The 930-nt window shown below is 63.5% G+C and carries 1 pseudogene; it reads left to right on the forward strand.

The annotated features are described in order from the left end of the window. Positions 1-930 (forward strand): annotated as a pseudogene (locus JF781_RS27975) (cytochrome P450); the annotation flags it as partial.

A 930-nucleotide genomic window follows, 5' to 3' on the forward strand; every position in this document is an offset into this window, starting at 1 on the left:
ATAAAGCCCGGGAACGGTTATCTTCGGTCATCTTGATTCCCGCGCCGCAACGGGTGGACGACGGACTTCGCCGGTGGAGTCGGCGGTGGCCAGTGCGTGAACTGGCAGCCCCCCGGCTGGAAGCGGATTGCGACCGGTTCTCGGTGATGCCGGGCTCCCCTTGGTCGGGCACACCCTCGACTACATCCGGTTTGGGTCCGACCTGGGCAGAGAGCGCTACGAGCGGTTCGGTTCTGTCTCGTGGATGGGAGCGTTCGGTACCAAAATGGCGGTCATCGCGGGCCCCCAAGCTACCCAAGAGGCGCTCACCACCAACGCAAAGGCGTTCTCGCAAGACGGCTGGGCCTTTCTCATCGACGCGTTCTTCCACCGCGGATTGATGCTGATGAGCTTTGACGAACACCTCATGCACCGGCGCATCATGCAGGAGGCCTTCACGCGGCCGCGACTGGCCGGCTACGTCACCCAAGTGACCCCTTGCGTCCGCGCAACCCTGCCCACGTGGCCGACCGGCCCGTCCGTCCGCATGTACCCGCTGTTGAAAAACCTGACCCTCGACATCGCCACCGATGTGTTCATGGGTGGCCGAGGCAAAGACAGCAGCGACGCCATTAACCAGGCGTTCGTCGCTACGGTACGCGCGGCCAGCTCACTCGTCCGCGCGCCGCTTCCCGGCACCCGCTATCGCGCCGGGATCCGCGGCCGACGGGTGCTCGAGGAATACTTCGCCCGGCACTTGCCGGCCGCCCGGGCCGGCAACAGCAATGACCTGTTCGCCGCGCTGTGCCATGCCAGCACCGAAGACGGGCAACGTTTCAGTGACTCCGATGTCATCAACCACATGATTTTTCTGATGATGGCCGCTCACGACACATCGACCATCACCACCACCGCGGTAACTTATTACCTGGCAAAGCATCCAGAATGGCA

The sequence above is a fragment of the Mycobacterium sp. WUMAC-067 genome (assembly GCF_020217485.1).
Classification (GTDB): Bacteria; Actinomycetota; Actinomycetes; order Mycobacteriales; family Mycobacteriaceae; genus Mycobacterium.